The sequence below is a fragment of the Streptomyces sp. A18 genome, assembly GCF_059026065.1.
Window position 1 is genome coordinate 160,530 of sequence record NZ_JBWLKL010000014.1, and the last position, 22,632, is coordinate 183,161.

Below are 22,632 nucleotides of genomic sequence, written 5' to 3' on the forward strand. Positions count from 1 at the left end.
CAGGTGGGGATACTCACACCATGTCTGCCGAGTACGCGACCTTCGCTCTGGCACCGGCCATGCGCGCCGGTGGAGTTCTCGCCAACGGTGACTATCAAGTCCACCGCGATTTCGTGGACTTCATCGTGAACGGGCGCCCGCTGCTGTTCCAGCTCTCCGACCTCGACGCCGTCTCCCCGCTCGCCTCCGACGTACCACCCGCGATCTTCACCCACCACGTACGCGGACTCCTCCTGGAGACGGAGGCGCCGCTGCTCGACGACCGTCACGTCATCTACGGCTGTCCCGAGTGCGAAGGCCTGGAGTGCGGGGCGGTCACGGCGGTCATCGAGCGCGCCACGGACGGCACCGACGCCTACGTATGGCGGGACTTCGCCTGGCAGACCGCCGAGCGGGCCGATCTGGAACTCAACGGCTACCACGGCATAGGGCCCTTCCGCTTCAAGGGCGCCGAATACCGCGGCGCTCTGGGGCAGTTGCTGGCCCGCGGCGAATCGACGGTGCGCCGCAGGGTGCTCCTGATCGGCGCCCGTGTCGCCGTCCTCGCCAAGCTCGCGGCGGCGCTGCGCACGATCGGTGTCGGCGCCGAGATCGCGGCGGACGCTGCGGGCGTACCGCCGGACGAGCTGCGGACGTACGGGGCGGTGGCCTTCGGACGGGCCGTCCCCGCGGCGACGCGCGAGGGGGTGCGCGCCGCGTTCGAGGGGGCGGGGCTCCAGGTCGCTTACGTCGACAGCCTGGCGCCGATCGTCCCGCTCCTGGTCGCGCAGATCGAACATGCCCTGGACGACAGTCCGTTGGAGCGGCGCCGCCTGACGCGGCTCGCGGCGGCGGACGGCGCGGCGGACGTCGAGATCACCTCGACCTGCCGGGTCCAGCTCATCGCGCACCGCCTGGACCGGCTCTCCCGCACCCAGATCCACGAGGTCTTCGACGGGGTCCTTGAGCCGGGGGAGCACCGCATCGCGCTGGACGCGAAGGCGACGAAGGGGGAGTCGTTCGTGGTGGCACGGACGACGGACAGTGTTCTGGTGGCGCCGATAGTGAGGTAGAACGTCACGGTCTGCACCTTTCGTGACTATCGGGCGAGCAGGCCAGGGGTCCTCGCCTAAACTCGACCCCCTGATGACCGCAACCCTCGTCGCCAAGAACCTCGCCGCCGGCCACGGCGACCGCTCCCTCTTCTCCGGCCTGGAGCTGGTCGTCGCCCCCGGCGACGTCATCGGCCTGGTCGGCGCCAACGGCGCCGGCAAGTCGACCCTGCTCCGCCTCCTCGCGGGCCTGGACACCCCGGAGACCGGCGAACTCCGCCTCTCCCCGCCCGGCGCCTCCGTGGGGCACCTCCCCCAGGAGCCCGAGCGCCGCCCCGGCGAGTCCATCCGCAGCTTCCTGTCCCGCCGCACCGGCGTCGACGAGGCCCAGCGGACCATGGACGAGGCCACCCAGGGCCTGGTCGACGGAACCCCGGGCGCGGACGACGCGTACGCGATCAGCCTGGAGCGCTGGCTGGCGCTCGGCGGCGCCGACCTGGACGAGCGGGCGGAGGAGGTCGCCGCATCCCTGGGCCTCGACATCAGCCTCGACCAGCCCATGACCTCCCTCTCCGGCGGCCAGGCCGCCCGCGCGGGCCTCGCCTCGCTGCTCCTCTCCCGCTACGACGTGTTCCTCCTGGACGAGCCGACCAACGACCTCGACCTGGCGGGCCTCGAACGCCTGGAGAGCTTCGTACGCGGACTGCGCGCGGGGACGGTCGTGGTCAGCCACGACCGCGAGTTCCTCACCCGCACCGTCACGAAGGTCCTCGAACTCGACCTCGCACAGCAGCAGATCAACCTCTACGGCGGCGGCTACGAGGCGTATCTGGAGGAGCGCGAGGTCGCGCGTCGCCACGCCCGCGACGAGTTCGACGAGTACGCCGACAAGAAGTCCGCCCTGGAGGGCCGCGCCCAGATGCAGCGGGGCTGGATGGACAAGGGCGTCAAGAACGCCCGGCGCAAGGCGGGCGACAACGACAAGATCGGCCGGAACTTCCGCAGCGAGGCCAGCGAGAAGCAGGCCGCGAAGGCGCGCCAGACGCAGCGCATGATCGAGCGGCTCGACGTGGTCGAGGAGCCCCGCAAGGAGTGGGAGCTCCACATGGAGATCGCGTCGGCGCCGCGCTCCGGCAGCGTCGTCGCCACGCTGCGCGACGCCGAGGTGCACCGCGGCCACTTCACGCTGGGCCCGGTGTCGCTGCAGATCGACTGGGCGGACCGGGTGGCGATCACCGGCGCGAACGGCTCGGGCAAGTCGACCCTGCTCGGCACCCTCCTGACCCGCATCCCCACCGACGCGGGGCACGCGGCGCTCGGCTCAGGGGTGCTCGTCGGCGAGGTGGACCAGGCGCGCGCCCTGTTCCACGGCCCGGAGTCGCTCCTGGACGCGTTCTGCGCGGCCGTGCCGGACACCGAACCGGCCGAAGTGCGCACGCTGCTCGCCAAGTTCGGCCTGAAGACGGCCCACGTCCTGCGCCCAGCGGCCACCCTCTCCCCGGGCGAGCGCACCCGGGCGGGCCTCGCGCTGCTGCAGGGCCGGGGCGTGAACCTCCTGGTCCTCGACGAGCCGACGAACCACCTCGACCTGCCGGCGATCGAGCAGCTGGAGTCGGCGCTCGACGCGTACGAGGGCACGCTGCTCCTGGTGACGCACGACCGCAGGATGCTGGACGCGGTGCGGGTCACGCGCCGTCTGGAGGTGACGGAGGGCAAGGTGACCGAACTGGCACCCTGACCTCCGCCGACTCTCCTCGGATCAGCGCTTCTTGGGGTCCAGGAGCCCGGCCCGGCGCAGCGCGTCCGCCATCGCGTCATTGGCGGGCGGCGGTCCTTGCCGCTCCTTGCGCTGGCCGCCACCGCCACCGCCTTGCCGCTGGGGGCGCTGGCCGCCGCCCTGCTGCCGCTGCTGCGGGGGGCGCCCGCCACGCTTCGGGCGCTCCCCGGCGGTGTCCGCCGCGGCCTCGTCGTCCAGGCGCAGCGTCAGCGAGATCCGCTTGCGCGGGATGTCGACGTCCATCACCTTCACCTTGACGATGTCGCCCGGCTTCACCACGTCCCGCGGGTCCTTGACGAACGTCTTGGACATCGCGGAGACATGCACGAGCCCGTCCTGGTGGACGCCGACGTCCACGAAGGCGCCGAACGCCGCCACGTTCGTGACGACACCCTCCAGGACCATCCCGGACGCGAGGTCGGAGATCTTCTCGACGCCGTCCTTGAAGGTCGCCGTCTTGAACGCGGGACGCGGGTCACGCCCCGGCTTCTCCAGCTCCTTCAGGATGTCGGTCACCGTGGGCAGACCGAAGGACTCGTCCACGAACTCGTCCGCCCTGAGCGAGCGCAGTGTCGCCGTGTCGCCGACGAGCGAGGCGACGTCGCCGCCCGTCTTCTTCGCCATCCTCCGCACCACCGGATAGGCCTCGGGGTGCACGCTGGACGCGTCCAGCGGGTCGTCGCCGCCACGGATGCGCAGGAAGCCCGCGCACTGTTCGTACGCCTTGGGGCCCAGCCGTGCCACGTCCTTGAGGCCCTTGCGGGAGGAGAAGGGGCCGTTCGTGTCGCGGTGCGCCACGATGTTCTCGGCGAGGCCCGCGCCGATGCCGGAGACCCGGGAGAGGAGCGGGGCGGACGCGGTGTTCACGTCCACGCCGACGCCGTTCACACAGTCCTCTACGACCGCGTCGAGCGAGCGGGACAGCTTCACCTCGGAGAGGTCGTGCTGGTACTGGCCGACGCCGATGGACTTCGGGTCGATCTTCACCAGCTCGGCGAGCGGGTCCTGCAGGCGGCGCGCGATGGACACGGCGCCGCGCAGCGACACGTCCATGTCGGGCAGCTCCTGTGAGGCGAAGGCCGACGCCGAGTACACCGACGCGCCCGCCTCGGAGACCATCACCTTCGTGAGGTTCAGCTCCGGGTGCTTGTCGATGAGTTCACCGGCGAGCTTGTCCGTCTCGCGGGACGCCGTGCCGTTCCCGATCGCGATCAGGTCGACCGCGTGCTCCTTGGCGAGCTTCGCGAGCGTGGCCAGGGACTGGTCCCACTTGTTCGCCGGGACGTGCGGGTTGATGACGTCCGTCGCGACGACCTTGCCGGTCGCGTCGACCACGGCGACCTTCACGCCCGTACGGAAACCGGGGTCGAGCCCCAGCGTCGCGCGCGTGCCCGCCGGTGCGGCGAGGAGCAGGTCGCGCAGGTTCGACGCGAAGACCCGCACGGCCTCGTCCTCGGCGGCCGTGCGCAGGCGCAGGCGCAGGTCGATCCCCAGGTGCACCAGGATGCGGGTGCGCCAGGACCAACGCACCGTGTCCTGCAGCCACTTGTCGCCGGGGCGGCCACGGTCGAGGACGCCGAAGCGGTGGGCGACCATCCCCTCGTATGCGGACGGGCCCTCCGTGGCCTCCTCCGGTTCGAGGACGAGGTCGAGCACGTCCTCCTTCTCGCCGCGCAGCATCGCGAGAATGCGGTGCGACGGCAGCTCCTTGAAGGGCTCGGAGAAGTCGAAGTAGTCGGCGAACTTGGCGCCCGCCTCTTCCTTGCCGTCGCGGACCTTCGCGGCCAGGCGGCCGCGCACCCACATGCGTTCGCGCAGCTCGCCGATGAGGTCGGCGTCCTCGGAGAACCGCTCGGCGAGGATCGCGCGGGCGCCGTCCAGGGCCGCCTGCGGGTCGGCGACGCCCTTGTCGGCGTCCACGAAGGCCGCGGCGGCGGCGAGCGGTTCCACCGACGGGTCGCCGAGCAGGCCGTCGGCCAGCGGCTCCAGGCCCGCCTCACGCGCGATCTGCGCCTTCGTGCGGCGCTTCGGCTTGAACGGCAGGTAGATGTCCTCCAGCCGCGCCTTGGTGTCGGCGGCGCGGATCTGGGCCTCCAGCTCGTCGGTGAGCTTGCCCTGCTCGCGCACCGATTCGAGGATCGCGGCACGCCGCTCCTCGAGCTCCCGCAGATAGCGCAGCCGCTCCTCGAGCGTGCGCAGCTGCGCGTCGTCGAGCATCTCGGTCGCTTCCTTGCGGTAGCGAGCGATGAAGGGCACCGTCGAGCCGCCGTCGAGCAGGTCGACGGCGGCCTTCACCTGCCGCTCCCGTACGCCGAGTTCTTCGGCGATCCTGCCTTCGATCGATGCTGGAGTGGACGTCTGCAGAGGTGCCACGTTTCCCGCCTTCTCACTGGGGTTGCGGGGCAATTGTGGCAGGTGGCACCGACAGCGGGGGGATCAGACCCGGCGTGCCCGCCCGGGACGGCGTCCCGACCGGCGCCCGCCCCGGCGCGTGGAGCTGGAGGCACCGCCGAGGAGCCGGGCCACGGCGCGGAACGGCAGCGTCACCACGGTGGCGAGTGCCGCGCCGATCTGACGCAGGACATCTGCGATCGCTCGGAACACGGGATTTCCCCTTTCGTCGCCCGGTCCGGCACGGAGAGCGCGGGACCGGAGACGCACGGGTACCTCGGACTGCAGCCGTCTAATCCATCCAGGCCTTCAGTCCTTGCCGAGCAGATCTGCCGGGAACGCGCCCGCCTGCAGTGCCGCGCCCGCGAACAGCGTGCCCAGCTCCGTCAGGCGCTCGACGCCCGCCGCGCCCAGGTGCTCGTACGGCGCCCGGTCGAGGCGGTCCGTGGCCTCCTCGACGTCCTTGCGCAGCTCGACGCCGGCCTCCGTCAACTCGGACACCCCGTCGTGCAGCCCGCGGGCATGCAGCCGCTGCACAGCCGCGTCCCATTCCTCCTGGTTCCAGCCGCGCGTGGTGAAGTTCCACTTCGGCGTCATGCCCTTGCCGGTGGCCGTGTGGCTCACCAGGGCCTCCAGGCCGTCGAGTTCGGCGTGCTGGAGGGCCGTGAGGTGCCCGTCGCCGCGGTGCTCGCGCAGCAGCGTCGCGGCGTGCCAGAGCGCGAGGTGCGGCTGCTCGGGGACGGGCAGGTCCGCGTGGGCCGCGTACAGCGGGCGGGCCGAGCGGGAGCATGCCTCGGTGGCGCGCAGCGCGAGCTCGGCCGCCTCCGCCACCTCCGGGGAGGCGATGGCCTCCTCTCCGAGGAGGCGCCGCAGGGTCGTGTCGACGGCCCGCAGGCGTGCGGCGAGGACGTCCTCGGGGGTGGCGTCGTCCCAGATGCCGGGGACGTGCCGGGCGACGGTTTCGTGCTTGTAGTTGTAGAACGCCGCCGTGACCACTCCGGCGCCGACCGGGCCCATGGCCGCCGTGCGTACGGCGAAATTGACCGCCCTGGGGTGGGTGATCCCGATCTCGGCCAGCTCGCGCCCCACGTCGGGCGAGAAGTAGTGCGTCGAGTGCAGCGAATTGAGCACGTTGTGACATCGACGTCCCGCGCGCGGGTGCAGTGCCGCGGCCGGGGAGGGAGGCGTGAGAGAAGTCATGACCGCACGTTACCGACTGGTTGGTATGACGTGAAGCCCGGGGCGCTCGCACCGGCCGTCCGCCCTTGGGTCGCGTCCGCCGGTGGCAGGAAAAGTGGGCCATTCGTCATTGCGGACATCCCGCGCGGGGCCAAGAATCAGGGCATGGAGCAGCGAACTGTCCTGGTCGTCCTCTTCGACGGGGTCCAGAGTCTCGACGTCACGGGGCCGGTGGAGGTCTTCGCGGGCGCCGCCGCCTGCCGCGGCGGCGACGTGCCTGCCTACCGCATCCTTACCGCGTCCCTGGACGGCGCTCCCGTACGCACCTCCAGCGGACTCAACGTCGTGCCGGACTCCTCCCTCGCCGACGCCCCCGTGCCGCACACCCTGCTCGCCCCTGGGGGCATCGGCAGCCGCGAGGCCGATCCCCGTCTGATCGACTGGCTCCGGACGAACGCCCCGCGCGCACAGCGCCTGGTCTCGGTCTGCACCGGCGCCATCCTGTACGCCGAGGCCGGGCTCCTGGACGGCCGCCGGGTGACGACCCACTGGGCGTACTGCTCCACGCTCGCCCGCGACCACCCCGCCATCGAGGTCGACCCCGACCCGATCTTCGTGCGCGACGGCCATGTCGCGACGTCGGCGGGCGTGACCGCCGGCATCGACCTGGCCCTCGCGCTCGTCGAGGAGGACCTGGGCCGGGACGAGGCACTGATGGTCGCGCGCTATCTCGTCGTCTTCCTGCGGCGCCCGGGGAACCAGGCGCAGTTCAGCGCCCAGCTCGCCGCGCAGACCGCCCAGCGTGAGCCCCTGCGCGAGGTCCAGCAGTGGATCACCGAGCACCCGGCCGAGAACCTCTGCGTCGAGTCGCTCGCCGCACGCGCCCGCCTCTCGCCCCGGCACTTCGCCCGCGCGTTCCAGACGGAGACCGGCATGACGCCCGGCAAGTACGTCGAGCGAGTGCGCGTCGAGCACGCGCGCCGCCTCCTGGAGGACACATCCGCCGGGGTCGAGGAGGTCTCACGCGCCTGTGGCTACGGCACGCCGGAGGCGATGCGCCGGGCCTTCGTCAAGACCCTCGGCGCGGCGCCCGCCGAGTACCGGCGGCGCTTCCACGCCCCCTTCGCCGCACGGTCGGCTCCCGCCCTCAACGGATAGGCAGCACTCCATGCAGATCGCCATCGCCCTGTTCGACCGCTTCACCTCCCTGGACGCCGTCGGCCCCTACGAGACCCTCAGCCGCATGCCCGGCGCCGAGACCGTCTTCGTGGCCGAGCGCCCCGGGCCCGTCCGCAACGACAGCGGCTCCCTCGCGCTGGTCGCCGACCGCGCCTTCACCGACGTACCGGCCCCGGACATCCTCGTCGTCCCGGGCGGCCCCGGGCAGAGCGACAACATGGCGAACGAGACGCTCCTCGCCTGGCTGCGCTCCGCCGACGCCACCAGCACCTGGACGACGTCCGTGTGCACCGGCTCCCTCCTGCTCGCCGCCGCCGGGCTGCTCAAGGGCCGCCGCGCCACCTCGCACTGGCTGGCCCTGGCCGAGCTGGAGCGGTTCGGCGTCGAGCCGACGGGGGAGCGGGTGGTGTTCGACGGCAAGTACGTCACGGCGGCCGGGGTCTCCTCCGGCATCGACATGGGGCTCGCCCTCATCGGCCGGATCGCGGGCGAGGAGCAGGCGCAGACCGTGCAACTCCTGACGGAGTACGACCCTCAGCCGCCGTACGACGCCGGGTCCCCGCACAAGGCCCCCGCGCACCTCGTCGAGAAGTTCCGCGCGGGGAGCCGTTTCACTCAGTAGCGGTCTCGCCAGGCGTCCAGGTGAAGCGCGGCTCGCGGCGCTGCAGGAACGCGGTGATCCCTTCGGCGGTGTCATCGCCCCCGAGCGCCTGTTCGCCCCAGTACGCGTCCCGGTCCGTGCGCCCGGCGGCGAACTCCTTCGCCGCCGCCTGCGTCAGCTGCGAGCGCGCGGCAAGGACCTTGGTGAACTCGGCGACCCGCTTGTCCAGTTCGCCCGCGGGCAGCACCTCGTCCACCAGGCCGGTGCGCAGCGCACGCCCCGAGTCGATCAACTCGCCCGAGAACAGCAGGTACTTGGCGGCGGCGGGCCCCACGAGCGACACCAGGCGCCGCGTGGACGACGACGGGTAGACGATCCCCAGCTTCGCCGGGGTGATCCCGAACAGGGCGCCCTCGTCCGCGAACCGCAGATCGCAGGCGGCAGCCAGCTGGCTGCCGCCGCCCACGCAGTAGCCGCGCACCGCGGCGAGCGTCGGCTTGGGGAAGGCCGCGAGCGCCTCCTCGGCCCGCACCGCGAGATCCTGTGCCTCGCCGGGCGACCGGCGCAGCGAGGAGATGTCGGCCCCCGCGCAGAAGGTGTCGCCCTCGCCGGTCAGTACGACCGCCCGTACGGCGGGATCGGTGGCGAGCCCGGCGAGCAGCGGCGGCACCTGGCGCCACATGTCCGCCGTCATGGCGTTGCGCTTGGCCGGATGGTCGATGACGACGGTGGCGACGCCGTCGGTGACGGCCTGCCTCAGCTGCGGCTCCATGCGCAGGATGCTATCCGCAGTACTCGAACGTACGATCAAGAAGGGGCGGCCCTGAGCCCGCTGCGCAGCGGGGGAAGCAGGACGGAGACGCTGATGGCCCGACCCAAGCGCGCCAAGGTCGCCGCACCCGAGGCCCAGGGCGCCAAGCAGCTCAACCGCAGCCTCGGCTGGCTGGCTCTGATGGGCGCGATCCTGGCGGTGGCGGGGATCGTGGGCCTCGTCTACACCGGCCTGGCCACCCTCACCTCCATGCTCCTCTTCGGCTGGCTGCTCTTGATCGGCGGCTGCGTGGGCCTCCTGCACGCGGTGCAGGCGCGCGGCACGAACTTCTTCTGGCTCGGCGTGGTCGTGGCCGCGCTGAACCTCGCCGCCGGAGTCGTGATCATCCGCAGGCCGGACGTGGCGGCGGAGGCGCTGACGATGTTCGCGGCGCTGCTCTTCCTGACCGGCGGTGTGTTCCGCCTCGCCGGCAGCCTGGTGGTGCGCGGCCCGCAGTTCGGCTGGACGCTCGTGCAGGGTGCCTTCGGGCTGCTTCTCGGCATCCTGGTGCTCGCCAACTGGCCCAGCAGCAGCCAGTACGTGATCGGCTGCTTCTTCTCGCTCGCGCTGCTCTTCGACGGCCTGGGGCTGCTCGCCACGGGCCTCGGCGGGCGCAGGATCGTGAGCATGGTCGCGGAGCAGCCGGGCTCGGAACCGCTCGGAGAACCCGTACAACCCGAAGAACGCTGGAAAGCGAAACCAGAGGAGCAGGACCGGTCGCACGGCTGACGCGGACGGGCGTCAGCGGTCAAATGTCGTCGATAGTCGCTGACTTATGGTCAGTCGTTCGGTCCGGACCAGGGCATTCCCAACACTCGATGCGTGGTGACAATCGAGCGCAAGGGCGGCGACCGGACGATGGACGACGATGGGAGGGGGCCCGGCCCACTCCCTCGGGAGGCCGGAAGGGTGCCGTACGAGGGCGTGTGGCGGTTCACCGCCGCCGCCGTCGACGCCTCGGTGCCCCAGGCACGGCATGCGGTGCGCGACCTGCTCGCCCGGCAGGGCGTGCCCGCGCCGGACGACCTCGTGCAGGGCCTGCTCCTGATCGTCTCCGAACTGGTCACCAACGCGGTGCGGCATGCGGCCCTGCTCTCGCCGATGCTCGCGGTGGAGGTGGCGGTGGGCGCCGAGTGGGTGCGGGTCTCCGTGGAGGACGACCACCCCTACCGACCGACCGCCCTGGTGGCCGACCACGGCCAGACCGGTGGCCGCGGCCTCCTCCTCGTCCGCGAGATCACGCAGGAGGCAGGCGGTGCCTGCGACGTCGAACACACCGCCGGCGGGGGCAAGGTCATCTGGGCGGCCCTGCCCCTGAAGCCCAACGAGTCGGCCTAGGCCGGGAGTTGACTCACCAGCCCGCGGCAGACCCCGTCAGCTCCCGGATCGCGGGCCGCGCCGCGTCCAGGACCGTCATGAACCACGCGGAGAACGGTCCCTGCGCATGACGCTTCGCCAGCTCGTCGGCGGTCACGAACACGGTCTCGCCGACCTCGGACGGGTCGGGCCGCAGCGGCGACTGGACCATCCCGACGAAGAGATGGTTGAACTCCTGCTCCACCAGGCCCGAGTCGGGGTCCGGGTGGTTGTAGCGCACGGTGCCCGCCTCCGCGAGCAGCGAGGGCGAGACGCCCAGCTCCTCGTACGTCCGGCGCGCGGCGGCCGCGAACGGCGCCTCGCCCGGGTACGGGTGGCCGCAGCAGGTGTTCGACCAGACACCGGGGGAGTGGTACTTGCCCAGGGCGCGCTGCTGCAGCAGGAGCCGCCCCTGCTCGTCGAAGAGGAAAACGGAGAACGCCCGGTGCAACTGCCCGGGCGCCTGATGCGCGGAGAGTTTCTCCGCTGTGCCGATGGTCCTGCCGTCCTCGTCCACGAGTTCCAGCAAGATCGCTTCTCCGGTGCCGTTCGACGAGGTGTTCGCCGCGGTGGCAGGTGTGGTCGGCATACCCATCCTTCGCTTCGGTCTTCGAGCCTCAAGTCTGCCGTACGCGACCGGCCCTCCTGGCAAGGAACCACCGGAAGCCACCCGCACTGGTGGTCAGTGGCAGAGCTTCGCCTCGTGCTCCGCGTGACCGACCGGCTCCAGCTGGAAGGTGCAGTGCTCGACGTCGAAGTGGTCGCCCAGGCATCCCTGCAGTTCGTGCAGCATCTTCTCGTGGCCGATCGCGTTCAGCGTCTCGGTGCTGACGACCACGTGCGCGGAGAGGACCGGCATCCCCGACGTGATGGTCCAGGCGTGCAGGTCATGGACGTCCTCCACGCCCGGCAGATCCAGTATGTGCGAGCGGACCTCGGCCATGTCGACGCCCTTCGGTGCGGACTCCAGGAGCACGTTCAGGGTCTCCCGCAGCAGCTTCACCGTACGTGGGACGATCATGAGGCCGATGACCAGCGAGGCGATCGGGTCCGCCGCCTGCCAGCCGGTGGTCAGGATCAGGACCGCCGCGACGATCACCGCCAAGGAGCCGAGCGCGTCGGCCATCACCTCGAGGAAGGCGCCGCGCACGTTCAGGCTGTCCTTCTGGCCGCGCATCAGGAGCGAGAGGGAGATCATGTTCGCGACGAGTCCCACGACGCCGAAGACGATGGTCAGGCCGCCCTCGGTCTCGGCGGGCGTGATGAACCGCTCGATCGCCTCGTACAGGACGTAGCCGCCGACGCCGAGCAGCAGCAGACAGTTGGCGAGCGCGGCGAGGATCTCGGCGCGGGCGTAGCCGAAGGTGCGGTTCTCCGTCGCCGGGCGGCTCGCGAACTGGATCGCGAGCAGTGCCATGCCGAGGCCCAGCGCGTCCGTCGCCATGTGCGTCGCGTCCGCGATGAGCGCGAGCGAATCCGCCATGATGCCGCCGACGATCTCGACCACCATGACGGTGACCGTGATCGAGAGCGCGATGCGCAGCCGCCCTCGGTACGCCGCCGTCGCAGTCCCCCCGTGTGTGTGTCCGTGGTCGTGCCCAGCCCCCATGGAAGCCGCCTCCGTGTGCTCGGTATCGGTCTTCTGTTCCCCGGTCGCGCGCCTGTCGCGATCACAGTGAACTACGGGTGGGGGGTATCCGGCAACACGGCACTGAACACCGTTGTCATATGCTCTGACCTGCGGAAATGACCGCAGGTCAGAGCGCTGACGGGATCAGGTGCGGCGCGCCTCCGGGTGGTGGAGGCACCAGCCGGCCCACGCGGATTCGACCATCTCGCGTACGCCGCGCCTGGCCTTCCAGCCCAGCTCGTCGGCGGCAAGGCGGGCGTCCGCGACGGCGCGCGGGGCGTCGCCCTCGCGGCGCGGCTCGACGAGCGCCGGACGGCGGTCGCCGGAGACCTCGCCGATGAGCGTGACCAGTTCGCGTACGGAAACACCCTCGCCGCGGCCGATGTTCACCGTCAGGTCGCCCTCGGGGCGCGCCTCGACGCGGCGGGCCGCCGCGAGGTGCGCGTCGGCGAGATCGGCGACGTGGATGTAGTCACGGACGCACGTGCCGTCCGGCGTCGGGTGGTCGTCACCGAAGATCCGCGGCGCCTCGTCGCGGGTGAGCCGGTCGAAGACCATCGGGACCACGTTGTAGACCCCGGTGTCCGCGAGCTCGGGAGCCGCCGCGCCCGCCACGTTGAAGTAGCGCAAGCACACGGTCGCGATGCCGTGCGCCTGCCCGGCCGCCCGCACCAGCCACTCCCCGGTGAGCTTCGTCTCGCCGTAGGGGTTGATCGGTACGCAGGGGGTGTCCTCCGACACCAGGTCGACGTCGGGCGGGTTTCCGTACACCGCGGCCGAGGAGGAGAAGACGAACCGCTTGATGCCGGCGTCCGCCACCGCTTCGAGCAGCGTCACCAGACCGCCCACGTTCTCCCGGTAGTAGCGCAGCGGCTGCTCCACTGATTCGCCGACCTGCTTGCGGGCCGCGAGATGCACCACACCCGTCACGCCGTGCTCGGCGAAGACCCGCCGCAGCAGCTCGCCGTCGAGCGAAGAGCCCCTGATGAGAGGGATGTCCGCGGGGAGCCGCTCGGGTACCCCGGCCGAGACGTCGTCCAGGACGACGACCCGCTCCCCGGCACCGGCCATCGCCCGCACCACGTGTGCCCCGATATATCCCGCTCCACCTGTGATCATCCATGTCATGGGCGTCGACTTTATGTCGTTTGTGCCGGTCGCATGAAGCGCGGTTTGTGGCTGCCGCCTCCGATCGACCATGATGATCGAGTTGGCACGGGCCCTCGCAGGCCGTGCTTATCGGGCCGTAAACGGGCGGTGAACGCCCGCTTCCCATCATCCGATAGCCTCTGCCGACGTGCCGCCCGGCCGCTGCCGGCCAGGGGCGCCCCCTCATCACGCACGTGCCCGGCGCGAGCCGCGCCGGCAATCAAGGAGTGAGTTCGTCTGCCGACCGCCATCCTGACCGGTCAGCCGGTCCCCGGGTCGCCGCTCGAAGGCGATCTGCGGTCCCTGGGGTTTGACGTCCGGGTCGCGTCCGACGCGGCGGACACCGAGGCGCTGCTCGCCGCCGTCCCCGCCGGGCAGCGGGTCGCGGTCGTCGACGCGCGCTTCGTGGGTCACGTCCACGCGCTCCGCCTCGGTCTGACGGACCCGCGCTTCCCCGCGTCGGCCGTCCCCGGCGCCGTCACCGCGCAGCCCGAGGCCCGAGCGGACCTGACGCGCGCGCTGCACTCCACCACCGGCTCGGGCAACGGCGGCGGCCACGCGCTGACGGTCGAGGCGATCGCCGACCACGTCGCCGAGGCGATCGAGGCCGAAGGCCGCGCGCTCCACCGCCCCGACCTCGGCACCCTCGTCGCCACCGTGCCCAGCGATCCGCAGGCGCGGAACGAGGCACGCCAGTCCGTCGCCGCCGTCGACGACGAAGCCGTACGCCTGCGCACGGCAGTGAAGTCGCGGGACGGCTTCTTCACGACGTACTGCATCTCCCCTTACTCGCGCTACATCGCCCGCTGGTGCGCGCGCCGGGGCCTCACCCCGAACCAGGTCACCACCGCCTCGCTGCTCGTCGCCCTGATCGCGGCGGGCTGCGCGGCCACCGGCACCCGCGCCGGCTTCGTCGCGGCCGGCCTGCTGCTGCTCTTCTCCTTCGTCCTGGACTGCACGGACGGGCAGCTCGCCCGCTACTCCCTGCAGTACTCGACGCTCGGCGCCTGGCTCGACGCGACCTTCGACCGCGCCAAGGAGTACGCCTACTACGCGGGCCTCGCGCTCGGCGCGGCCCAAGGCGGCGACGATGTCTGGGCGCTCGCGCTCGGCGCGATGGTCCTGCAGACCAGTCGGCACGTCGTGGACTTCTCCTTCAATGAGGCGAACCACGACGCGACGGCCAACACCAGCCCCACAGCGGCCCTTTCGGACAAGCTCGACAGCGTCGGCTGGACGGTCTGGCTGCGCCGGATGATCGTCCTGCCGATCGGCGAGCGCTGGGCACTGATCGCCGTGCTCACCGCGGTCACCACCCCGCGCATCACGCTGATCGTGCTGATCATCGGCTGCGGCCTCGCCGCCTGCTACACCACCGCCGGGCGCGTCCTGCGCTCGCTGACCCGCAGGGCGACCCGTTCCGACCGCGCCGCACAGGCGCTCGCTGACCTCGCCGACACCGGGCCACTCGCCTCCGCCTTCGCGGCGCTCGGGCGCGCCGCCCTGCCGGTGCCCGCGCCCGCCCTCGCCTTCGTCGGCGGCGCCGCGATCGCGTGCGTGGCCGGTCTCACGTCGTACGGCAGCCCGTGGGTCGTCGTCGCCGCCGTGATCTACGTCATCGCCTCGGGCCTCGCCGTCGCACGCCCCCTCAAGGGCGCCCTGGACTGGCTGGTGCCGCCGTTCTTCCGCGCGGCCGAGTACGGCACGATCCTGCTGCTCGCCGCCAAGGCGGACGTGAACGGTGCCTTGCCTGCGGCTTTCGGACTGGTGTCCGCTGTCGCCTACCATCACTACGACACGGTGTACCGCATCCGCGGCAACGCCGGCGCGCCTCCGCACTGGCTGGTGCGGGCGATCGGCGGGCATGAGGGCAGGACGCTGGTGGTCGCTGTCGCCGCCGCCCTGCTCACCGACACAGATTTCACCGTTGCGCTCACGGCACTCGCCGTGGCCGTGGCACTCGTGGTGCTCGTCGAGAGCATCCGCTACTGGGTGACCGCTCACAAGCGCGGAGCACCCGCCGTACACGATGAAGGAGAACCCGCATGATCGGCCTTGTGCTGGCGGCCGGCGCCGGACGGCGTCTTCGCCCCTACACCGACACGCTTCCCAAGGCCCTGGTGCCGGTCGACGGTGACACCACCATCCTCGACCTGACCCTCGGCAACTTTGCGGAGATCGGTCTCACCGAGGTCGCGATCATCGTCGGTTACAAGAAGGAAGCGGTCTACGACCGCAAGGCGGAGCTCGAGGAGAAGTACGGCCTCAAGCTCACGCTGATCGACAACGACAAGGCCGAGGAGTGGAACAACGCCTACTCCCTCTGGTGCGGTCGTGACGCGATCAAGCACACCGTGATCCTCGCCAACGGCGACACCGTGCACCCCGTCTCCGTCGAGAAGACGCTGCTCGCCGCCCGCGGCGACGGCAAGAAGATCATCCTCGCCCTCGACACGGTGAAGAACCTCGCCGACGAGGAGATGAAGGTCATCGTGGACCCCGAGAAGGGCGTCCAGAAGATCACCAAGCTGATGGACCCCGCGACCGCCACCGGTGAGTACATCGGTGTCACGCTCATCGAGGGCGACGCCGCCGACCAGCTGGCCGACGCCCTGAAGACCACCTTCGAGCGCGACCCCGACCTCTACTACGAGGACGGCTACCAGGAGCTCGTCAACCGCGGCTTCAAGGTCGACGTGGCGCCGATCGGCGACGTCAAGTGGGTCGAGATCGACAACCACGACGACCTCGCCAAGGGTCGGGAGATCGCGTGCCAGTACTGACGAGGCTCATCCCCTCGCCGGTCGTCGTGGACATCCGGCCGGGGGCGCTCAACGACCTGGCCGGTGTCCTCGCGGACCAGCGGATCTGCTCGTCAACCGGCAAGCTCGCGATCGCCATCAGCGGCGGCTCCGGCGCGGTCCTGCGCCAGCGCCTCGAACCGTCGCTGCCCAGCGCTGAGTGGTTCGAGGTGGGCGGCGGCACGCTCGACGACGCCATCAAGCTCGCCGACGCCATCAAGAAGGGCCGATACGACGCGGTCGTGGGCCTCGGCGGCGGCAAGATCATCGACTGTGCCAAGTTCGCCGCGGCGCGCGTCGGCCTGCCGCTGGTCGCCGTCGCGACGAACCTGTCGCACGACGGTCTGTGCTCGCCGGTCGCGACGCTGGACAACGACGCGGGCCGCGGCTCGTACGGAGTGCCGAACCCCATCGCGGTCGTCATCGACCTCGATGTGATCCGTGAGGCCCCCGTGCGCTTCGTGCGCTCCGGCATCGGCGACGCCCTGTCCAACATCTCCGCGATCGCGGACTGGGAGCTCGCCGCACGCGAGCGCGGCGAGGACATCGACGGGCTCGCGGCCGCCATGGCGCGCCAGGCCGGCGAGGCCGTCCTGCGTCACCCCGGCGGCGTCGGCGACGACGCCTTCCTCCAGGTGCTCGCCGAGGGTCTGGTCCTCACCGGCATCGCGATGTCCGTGTCGGGCGACTCCCGCCCGGCGTCCGGCGCGTGCCACGAGATCAACCACGCCTTCGACCTCCTCTTCCCCAAGCGCGCCGCCAGCCACGGCGAGCAGTGCGGCCTGGGAGCGGCCTTCGCGATGTTCCTGCGCGGGGCACGCGAGGAGTCGCTGTACATGGTGGAGGTGCTGCGCAGGCACGGTCTTCCCGTCACGCCGGAGGAGATCGGCTTCACCGTGGACGAGTTCGTCCAGGTCGTGGAGTACGCCCCGCAGACGCGCCCCGGGCGCTACACGATCCTCGAGCACCTCAATCTGAATTCCGACCAGATCAAGGACGCATACGCCGACTATGCCAAGGCCATCGGTAGCTGAACTCCGCCCCGTCGTTCACCCCGCAGGGGTGAAGGACCGGCGCAGCGGTGAGCACTGGGCGGGACGCCTGTACATGCGAGAGATCTCGCTGCGCTGCGACCGCTACCTGGTGAACACCAGGATCACGCCCAACCAGCTCACGTATCTGATGACCGTGGCCGGTGCCCTCGCCGCCCCGGCGCTTCTGGTGCCGGGGATAACGGGCGCCGTGCTCGGCGTGATCATGGTCCAGCTGTATCTCCTGCTCGACTGCGTCGACGGCGAGATCGCCCGCTGGCGCAAGCAGTACTCCATGGCCGGGGTCTACCTGGACCGTGTCGCCGCCTACCTGTGCGACGCCGCGGTCCTGGTCGGCTTCGGCCTGCGCGCCGCCGACCTGTGGGGCTCGGGCCGCATCGACTGGCTGTGGGCGTTCCTCGGCACGCTCGCCGCGCTCGGCGCCATCCTGATCAAGGCGGAGACCGACCTCGTCGGTGTCGCCCGCCACCAGCAGGGCCTCGCCCCGGTCAAGGAGTCGGCCTCCGAGCCGCGCTCCTCCGGCATGGCCCTGGCCCGCAAGGCCGCGGGTGCCCTGAAGTTCCACCGCCTCGTGCTCGGCATCGAGGCGTCGCTGCTCATCCTGGTCCTCGCGATCGTGGACTCGGTCCGCGGCGACCTGCTCTTCTCGCGGATCGGTGTCGCCGTCCTGGCCGGCATCGCGATGCTCCAGACCCTGCTGCACCTCGTGTCCATCCTCGCGTCGAGCAGGCTGAAGTGAGTGCGGCGGGGAGCCGGCCCCTGAAGGTCGGCGCGGTCATCATCACCATGGGCAACCGGCCGCAGGAGCTGCGCGCCCTGCTCGACTCGGTCGCCAAGCAGGACGGCGACCCGGTCGAGGTGGTGATCGTCGGCAACGGCGCCCCCGTGCCCGACGTCCCCGAAGGCGTACGCACCGTCGAGCTGCCCGAGAACCTCGGCATCCCGGGCGGCCGCAACGTCGGCATCGAGGCCTTCGGCCCCGGCGGCACCGACGTCGACATCCTTCTCTTCCTGGACGACGACGGCCTCCTGGCCAACACGGACACGGCCCAGCTGTGCCGCGAGGCGTTCGAGGCCGACCCGAAGCTCGGCATCATCAGCTTCCGCATCGCCGACCCGGACACGGGTGAGACCCAGCGCCGCCACGTCCCGCGGCTGCGCGCGGCCGACCCGATGCGCTCCTCCCGGGTGACGACCTTCCTCGGCGGCGCCAACGCCGTCCGTACGCAGGTCATGGCCGAGGTCGGCGGACTGCCCGACGAGTTCTTCTACGCCCACGAGGAGACCGACCTCGCCTGGCGTGCCCTCGACGCGGGCTGGATGATCGACTACCGCGCCGACATGGTGCTCTTCCACCCGACGACTGCCCCCTCCCGGCACGCGGTCTACCACCGGATGGTCGCCCGCAACCGGGTCTGGCTCGCCCGCCGGAACCTCCCCCTCCTCCTGGTCCCGGTCTACCTCGGGGTCTGGATGCTCCTGACCCTGGCCAGGCGCCCGTCCGGCCCCGCGCTCAAGGCCTGGTTCGGCGGGTTCAAGGAGGGCTGGACGACGCCCTGCGGACCTCGCCGGCCGATGAAGTGGCGTACGGTGTGGCGCCTGACCCGACTGGGCCGACCTCCTGTCATCTGACAAGCTCGGGTCTGAGAACATCTGGGCCATACCCCGGTCCCTGGCCCACGCCTACGCCCGACCGGCTGCGCATCTGAAGACGAAAGTTTCCACTCGTGAGTGAGACAACGCATGACGGCGGAGTCGCGGTGACCGTGCCTCCGTCGCCCGATGACGGGCTCTCCCGAACCGAGCTCGCCGCCAAGTACGGTCTGACCGTCAGCGGCGCACGGCCCGGACTTTTCGAGTACGTCCACCAGCTCTGGGGGCGGCGCCACTTCATCCTCGCCTTCTCGCAGGCGAAGCTGACAGCCCAGTACAGCCAGGCCAAGCTCGGCCAGCTGTGGCAGGTGGCGACGCCGCTCCTGAACGCGCTCGTCTACTTCTTGATCTTCGGTCTGATCCTGGAGGCGGACCGGGGCTTCGAGCGCGAGGTCTACATCCCGTTCCTGGTCACGGGTGTCTTCGTCTTCACCTTCACGCAGTCCTCGGTGATGGCGGGTGTCCGGGCGATCGCGGGCAACCTCGGTCTCGTGCGTGCGCTGCACTTCCCGCGGGCCTCGCTGCCGATCTCGTTCTCGTTGCAGCAGCTCCAGCAGCTGCTGTTCTCGATGATCGTCCTTTTCGTGATCACGATCGGCTTCGGCAGCTACCCCAAGCTGTCGTGGCTCCTCATCGTCCCGGCCCTGGCCCTGCAGTTCCTGTTCAACACCGGCCTCGCGATGATCATGGCAAGGCTCGGCAGCAAGACCCCGGACCTCGCGCAGCTGATGCCGTTCGTGATGCGTACGTGGATGTACGCGTCCGGCGTGATGTTCTCCATCCCGGTCATGCTCGAGGGCAAGCCGGAGTGGATCGCCGACATCCTGCAGTGGAACCCGGCGGCCATCTACATGGACCTGATGCGCTTCGCGCTGATCGACGGGTACGGCGTGGGATACCTCCCGTTGGGCTACTGGACCTGGGCGATCGCCGCGGGCTGGGCCCTGCTGGTCGCCGCCGGCGGCTTCGTGTACTTCTGGAAGGCTGAGGAGCGGTACGGCCGTGGCTGACGACACCGGCGTCGACAAGACGCACATCCCCACCGTCATCGCCGACGAGCTGCACATCGTCTACCGCGTGAACGGCGCGAAGACGGGCAAGGGCAGCGCCACCTCCGCGCTGAGCCGCATCATCAGGCGCGGCGAGGAGCGGGGCGTACGCAAGGTGCACGCCGTGCGCGGCGTCAGCTTCACCTCCTACCGCGGCGAGGCCATCGGCCTGATCGGCTCGAACGGCTCCGGCAAGTCGACCCTGCTCCGGGCCATCGCGGGCCTGCTGCCCGCGGAGAGCGGCAAGGTCTACACCGACGGCCAGCCCTCGCTGCTCGGCGTCAACGCGGCCCTGATGAACGACCTGACGGGCGAGCGCAACGTCATACTCGGTGGGCTCGCGATGGGCATGACGCGCGAGCAGATCAGGGACCGCTACCAGGACATCGTCGACTTCTCGGGCATCAACGAAAAGGGTGACTTCATCACCCTGCCGATGCGTACGTACTCCTCCGGCATGGCGGCCCGCCTGCGCTTCTCCATCGCGGCCGCCAAGGACCACGACGTACTGATGATCGACGAGGCGCTCGCCACGGGCGACCGCAAGTTCCAGAAGCGCTCCGAGGCCCGCATCCGTGAGCTCCGCAAGGAGGCCGGCACGGTCTTCCTGGTCAGCCACAACAACAAGTCCATCCGTGACACCTGTGACCGCGTGCTGTGGCTCGAACGCGGTGAGCTGCGCATGGACGGGCCGACCGACGAGGTCATCAAGGAGTACGAGAAGTTCACGGGGAAGTAGGACGCCCCGTACGACCGAATGCGCCAGGGCCCCGCCGGAGTCAACCCGGCGGGGCCCTCGTGCGTCCTGAGTCTTCGACTGCCCCGGTGGCCTCTCAAGTCCCTCTGGCCCAGGGAAGATTGACGTCAATCGGTGCGTTGTTGTGATGCGCGGAACACCCCGACGATGCACGCTGCGTTGTACAACGTAAGCTGTACCGGTGCTGATTCGCGGCAAGTGGGGCGATTTCGCGCGGCGCCCCGGCTCATGGCACGGTCCGCCTCGCGGTGGGCCGGGCGGCGTGTCCGAAATAGGATGTATTGGGTCGGCAGTGTAGAACGGGAGATGTGACGGCAATGGCTACGGATGATCTCCAGCTGCGCGACGCATCCGCCGTCCTCGCGAAGGCCGCGGACGAGAACTTCCCCGTGGCGCCCTTCTTCCTGCCCCGCGCCTGGCGCGACGACCTCATGGCCGTGTACGGCTACGCCCGTCTCGTCGACGACATCGGCGACGGAGACCTGGCCCCCGGCGGCGCCGACGCCCGCCACCTCGGTGTGGACCCCGAGGCCGTGGATGACCGGATCGCCCTCCTCGACGCCTTCGAGGCCGACCTGCACCGGGTCTTCGATTCCACACCCCGGCACCCCCTGATGCGCGCCCTCCAGCCCACGGTGCGGCGCTGTCGGCTCACCCCCGAACCCTTCCTCGGCCTGATCGCGGCCAACCGCCAGGACCAGCTCGTCGCACGCTATGAGACGTACGACGACCTGCTGGCCTACTGCGAGCTCTCCGCGAACCCCGTGGGCCGCCTCGTCCTCGGGATCACCGGCACCGCTACCCCGGAGCGCATCCGCCGCTCGGACGCGGTGTGCACCGCCCTCCAGCTCGTCGAGCACCTGCAGGACGTCGCCGAGGACCTGGGGCGTGACCGCATCTACCTGCCCGCCGATGACATGAAGCGCTTTCATGTCCAGGAACGGGATCTGGCCGCACCGACAGCAGGCGCGTCGGTGCGCGCGCTGGTTGCATATGAAGCAGAACGCGCCCGCTGCCTCCTGAATGAAGGCACCCCCCTGGTGGGTAGCGTCCACGGCAGGCTCAAGGTGCTGCTTGCGGGCTTCGTGGCTGGGGGGAGGGCGGCGGTCCACGCGATCGCCGCCGCCGGATACGACGTACTTCCTGGACCGCCGAAACCCACCAAGCCGCGCTTGCTGCGCGAGGTGGGGGCGGTTCTGCGAGGAGAGGGGTGAGCCGGACCGTGGAGTCAGGCCCGAACGTGTCCGCGCCGGTTCTCGCCGCATACAGCTACTGCGAGGCCGTCACCGGACAGCAGGCACGCAATTTCGCGTACGGCATCAGGCTGCTTCCGCTGCCCAAGCGCCGCGCGATGTCGGCGCTCTACGCCCTCTCGCGGCGCGTGGACGACATCGGTGACGGCGCGCTCGCGCCGGAGATCAAGGCCGAGCGCCTCGACGAGACCCGGGCCCTGCTGTCCCGGATCCGCGAGGGCGAGGTGGACGAGGACGACACCGACCCCGTGGCGGTCGCGCTCGCGCACGCCGCGACGGCCTTCCCCATCCCGCTCGGCGGGCTCGACGAGCTCATCGACGGCGTCCTGATGGACGTCCGCGGCGAGACGTACGAGACGTGGGAGGACCTGAAGGTCTACTGCCGGTGCGTGGCGGGCGCCATCGGACGGCTCTCGCTCGGCGTGTTCGGTACGGAGCCGGGGGCGCTCCATGCCGAGCGCGCACCGGAGTATGCCGACACGCTCGGCCTCGCGCTCCAACTCACCAACATCCTGCGTGACGTTCGCGAGGACGCGGAGGGCGGGCGCACCTACCTGCCGGCCGACGACCTCGCGAAGTTCGGCTGCTCCGCCGGGTTCTCGGGCCCGCAGCCGCCCGCCGGTTCCGACTTCGCCGGTCTCGTGCACTTCGAGGTGCGCAGGGCGCGGGCGCTGTTCGCCGAGGGGTACCGCCTGCTGCCCATGCTCGATCGGCGCAGCGGTGCCTGTGTCGCCGCCATGGCGGGCATCTACCGGCGGCTCCTCGACCGCATCGAGCGGGATCCGGAGGCTGTCCTGCGCGGCCGTGTCTCACTGCCGGGCCGCGAAAAGGCGTACGTCGCCGTGCGCGGACTCTCCGGTCTCGACGCACGCACCATCTCCCGACAGACCGTCAGGAGGCGTACTTGATGGGCATCCACGGCGAATGCGGTGAACGTAGGGCGACCTCGTGCATCCGCCTGGC

23 protein-coding genes are annotated in these 22,632 nt (G+C 70.8%); 15 read left to right on the top strand and 8 right to left on the bottom strand.

The genetic code is table 11. The features are described 5' to 3' along the window. Positions 1–20 precede the first annotated feature (20 nt). Together AC5P1C_RS23090 and AC5P1C_RS23095 are read left to right on the top strand one after the other, a co-directional pair. The gene (locus AC5P1C_RS23090) at positions 21–1,052 is read left to right on the top strand and encodes an oxidoreductase (protein WP_493867798.1); all 1,032 of its coding nucleotides are present in this window, start codon (positions 21–23) and stop codon (positions 1,050–1,052) included. A 73-nt stretch (positions 1,053–1,125) separates the two neighbouring features. Next, positions 1,126–2,769, top strand: coding sequence for an ABC-F family ATP-binding cassette domain-containing protein (locus tag AC5P1C_RS23095; protein WP_493867799.1), 1,644 nt, complete (start codon positions 1,126–1,128; stop codon positions 2,767–2,769). A 21-nt stretch (positions 2,770–2,790) separates the two neighbouring features. Here AC5P1C_RS23095 and AC5P1C_RS23100 read toward each other — a convergent pair whose 3' ends face one another. The 3 genes from AC5P1C_RS23100 to AC5P1C_RS23110 form a co-directional block, all read right to left on the bottom strand. Then, positions 2,791–5,181, bottom strand: coding sequence for a Tex family protein (locus tag AC5P1C_RS23100; protein WP_493867800.1), 2,391 nt, complete (start codon positions 5,179–5,181; stop codon positions 2,791–2,793). 63 nt (positions 5,182–5,244) lie between these two features. Continuing rightward, positions 5,245–5,412 carry an LPFR motif small protein gene (locus AC5P1C_RS23105; protein WP_493867801.1) on the bottom strand — a complete coding sequence of 56 codons (168 nt, stop codon included), beginning with the start codon at positions 5,410–5,412 and terminating at the stop codon, positions 5,245–5,247. 96 nt (positions 5,413–5,508) lie between these two features. Continuing rightward, complete coding sequence (locus tag AC5P1C_RS23110; protein WP_493867802.1) at positions 5,509–6,399, bottom strand: SCO6745 family protein; 891 nt, start codon at positions 6,397–6,399, stop codon at positions 5,509–5,511. Positions 6,400–6,543: 144 nt separating this feature from the next. Here AC5P1C_RS23110 and AC5P1C_RS23115 point away from each other — a divergent pair, with 144 nt between their 5' ends. Together AC5P1C_RS23115 and AC5P1C_RS23120 are read left to right on the top strand one after the other, a co-directional pair. After that, positions 6,544–7,536, top strand: coding sequence for a GlxA family transcriptional regulator (locus AC5P1C_RS23115; RefSeq protein WP_493867803.1), 993 nt, complete (start codon positions 6,544–6,546; stop codon positions 7,534–7,536). A gap of 10 nt (positions 7,537–7,546) precedes the next feature. Then, the gene (locus AC5P1C_RS23120; protein WP_493867804.1) at positions 7,547–8,179 is read left to right on the top strand and encodes a DJ-1/PfpI family protein; all 633 of its coding nucleotides are present in this window, start codon (positions 7,547–7,549) and stop codon (positions 8,177–8,179) included. On the opposite strand, the gene AC5P1C_RS23125 is transcribed toward AC5P1C_RS23120, so the two are convergent. Further along, positions 8,169–8,930, bottom strand: coding sequence for an enoyl-CoA hydratase/isomerase family protein (locus AC5P1C_RS23125; protein WP_493867805.1), 762 nt, complete (start codon positions 8,928–8,930; stop codon positions 8,169–8,171). The two genes, AC5P1C_RS23120 and AC5P1C_RS23125, sit on opposite strands and share 11 nt — an antisense overlap. A 93-nt stretch (positions 8,931–9,023) precedes the next feature. Between AC5P1C_RS23125 and AC5P1C_RS23130 the strand changes: the two genes are divergently transcribed. Both AC5P1C_RS23130 and AC5P1C_RS23135 read left to right on the top strand, forming a co-directional pair. Next, positions 9,024–9,698, top strand: a complete 675-nt coding sequence (locus tag AC5P1C_RS23130) for an HdeD family acid-resistance protein (protein WP_493867806.1) — start codon at positions 9,024–9,026, stop codon at positions 9,696–9,698. Positions 9,699–9,827: 129 nt separating this feature from the next. Continuing rightward, a complete protein-coding gene (locus AC5P1C_RS23135) occupies positions 9,828–10,307 on the top strand; it encodes an ATP-binding protein (RefSeq protein ID WP_493867835.1) in 480 nt (159 codons plus the stop codon). A gap of 13 nt (positions 10,308–10,320) precedes the next feature. Here AC5P1C_RS23135 and idi read toward each other — a convergent pair whose 3' ends face one another. From idi to AC5P1C_RS23155, 4 genes are all read right to left on the bottom strand, one after another. After that, positions 10,321–10,914 carry an isopentenyl-diphosphate Delta-isomerase gene (idi, locus tag AC5P1C_RS23140; protein ID WP_493867807.1) on the bottom strand — a complete coding sequence of 198 codons (594 nt, stop codon included), beginning with the start codon at positions 10,912–10,914 and terminating at the stop codon, positions 10,321–10,323. 93 nt (positions 10,915–11,007) lie between these two features. Continuing rightward, positions 11,008–11,934, bottom strand: a complete 927-nt coding sequence (locus AC5P1C_RS23145) for a cation diffusion facilitator family transporter (RefSeq protein ID WP_493867808.1) — start codon at positions 11,932–11,934, stop codon at positions 11,008–11,010. A 165-nt stretch (positions 11,935–12,099) separates the two neighbouring features. Then, on the bottom strand, positions 12,100–13,083 hold the full coding sequence (gene galE / locus AC5P1C_RS23150; RefSeq protein WP_493867809.1) for a UDP-glucose 4-epimerase GalE: 984 nt from the start codon (positions 13,081–13,083) through the stop codon (positions 12,100–12,102). A 207-nt stretch (positions 13,084–13,290) separates the two neighbouring features. After that, a complete protein-coding gene (locus tag AC5P1C_RS23155) occupies positions 13,291–13,518 on the bottom strand; it encodes a hypothetical protein (protein ID WP_493867810.1) in 228 nt (75 codons plus the stop codon). Here AC5P1C_RS23155 and AC5P1C_RS23160 point away from each other — a divergent pair. The 9 genes from AC5P1C_RS23160 to hpnD all read left to right on the top strand — a co-directional run bounded on the left by AC5P1C_RS23160 (position 13,510) and on the right by hpnD (position 22,577). Further along, positions 13,510–15,153 (top strand): DUF5941 domain-containing protein, encoded by a 1,644-nt coding sequence (locus AC5P1C_RS23160; RefSeq protein ID WP_493867811.1) that lies wholly within the window; start codon positions 13,510–13,512, stop codon positions 15,151–15,153. The two genes, AC5P1C_RS23155 and AC5P1C_RS23160, sit on opposite strands and share 9 nt — an antisense overlap. Then, a complete protein-coding gene (locus AC5P1C_RS23165; protein WP_493867812.1) occupies positions 15,150–15,887 on the top strand; it encodes a phosphocholine cytidylyltransferase family protein in 738 nt (245 codons plus the stop codon). Before AC5P1C_RS23160 ends, AC5P1C_RS23165 begins: the two co-directional genes overlap by 4 nt. Then, positions 15,875–16,939 carry an iron-containing alcohol dehydrogenase family protein gene (locus AC5P1C_RS23170; protein WP_344524408.1) on the top strand — a complete coding sequence of 355 codons (1,065 nt, stop codon included), beginning with the start codon at positions 15,875–15,877 and terminating at the stop codon, positions 16,937–16,939. Before AC5P1C_RS23165 ends, AC5P1C_RS23170 begins: the two co-directional genes overlap by 13 nt. Further along, positions 16,917–17,696 (top strand): CDP-alcohol phosphatidyltransferase family protein, encoded by a 780-nt coding sequence (locus tag AC5P1C_RS23175; RefSeq protein WP_344524407.1) that lies wholly within the window; start codon positions 16,917–16,919, stop codon positions 17,694–17,696. The genes AC5P1C_RS23170 and AC5P1C_RS23175 overlap by 23 nt, the downstream gene beginning before the upstream one ends. 47 nt (positions 17,697–17,743) lie before the next feature. Further along, positions 17,744–18,589 carry a glycosyltransferase family 2 protein gene (locus tag AC5P1C_RS23180; protein WP_493867836.1) on the top strand — a complete coding sequence of 282 codons (846 nt, stop codon included), beginning with the start codon at positions 17,744–17,746 and terminating at the stop codon, positions 18,587–18,589. Between the two features lie 95 nt (positions 18,590–18,684). Further along, positions 18,685–19,620: an ABC transporter permease gene (locus AC5P1C_RS23185; RefSeq protein ID WP_493867813.1), complete on the top strand. Its 936-nt coding sequence runs from the start codon at positions 18,685–18,687 to the stop codon at positions 19,618–19,620. Continuing rightward, positions 19,613–20,398 carry an ABC transporter ATP-binding protein gene (locus AC5P1C_RS23190; protein WP_493867814.1) on the top strand — a complete coding sequence of 262 codons (786 nt, stop codon included), beginning with the start codon at positions 19,613–19,615 and terminating at the stop codon, positions 20,396–20,398. The genes AC5P1C_RS23185 and AC5P1C_RS23190 overlap by 8 nt, the downstream gene beginning before the upstream one ends. A 335-nt stretch (positions 20,399–20,733) precedes the next feature. After that, the gene (hpnC, locus tag AC5P1C_RS23195) at positions 20,734–21,630 is read left to right on the top strand and encodes a squalene synthase HpnC (protein WP_493867815.1); all 897 of its coding nucleotides are present in this window, start codon (positions 20,734–20,736) and stop codon (positions 21,628–21,630) included. After that, positions 21,627–22,577 (top strand): presqualene diphosphate synthase HpnD, encoded by a 951-nt coding sequence (gene hpnD / locus AC5P1C_RS23200; protein WP_493867816.1) that lies wholly within the window; start codon positions 21,627–21,629, stop codon positions 22,575–22,577. The genes hpnC and hpnD overlap by 4 nt, the downstream gene beginning before the upstream one ends. The last annotated feature ends 55 nt before the right edge of the window (positions 22,578–22,632 follow it).